Origin of the sequence: Pseudomonas sp. BJa3 (genome assembly GCF_026343815.1) — a bacterium.
GTDB lineage: Bacteria > Pseudomonadota > Gammaproteobacteria > Pseudomonadales > Pseudomonadaceae > Aquipseudomonas > Aquipseudomonas soli.
In genome coordinates, this window is sequence record NZ_JAOXMC010000071.1 from 1 (window position 1) to 347 (window position 347).

The window sequence follows — 347 nt, forward strand, 5'->3', positions numbered from 1 at the left end:
CAGGGCCGAGACCCAGGTGGTGGTCAGGAACTTCTTCTTCAGATTGGGCGTCTTGGGCGCGCCCCATTGTGAGCCGTCGGTCGGCGGCTCGTGCGTCTCGCTCGCCGTGCCCAGCGGCAGCACGGCGAACAGGGCGCAGGCCAGCAGGCCGGCACGGAACAGCGTCTTCATCGCATCACCTCGTGGGGACGTCCGGTTCAACCCGCGCGCAGCACCAGCTGGGCACGCAGGCCATGGGGGGTATTCGGCAGCAGGCGCAGTTCGCCGCCGTGCTGGCGCGCCACGCGGTCGACGATCGGCAGGCCCAGCCCGCTGCCGCCGCCCGCCTGGTCGTGGACGAAGGGCTG

General features: G+C 71.5%; 2 protein-coding genes. Both read right to left on the reverse strand.

From position 1 onward, the window contains the following. Positions 1–171: DUF1467 family protein (locus tag OH705_RS29470; protein ID WP_416383598.1), on the reverse strand; the 171-nt coding region annotated here is incomplete at its 3' end. A 26-nt stretch (positions 172–197) separates the two neighbouring features. Beyond that, positions 198–347, reverse strand: a 150-nt coding sequence (locus OH705_RS29475; RefSeq protein WP_416383599.1) for an ATP-binding protein, incomplete at its 5' end; no start/stop codon positions are given.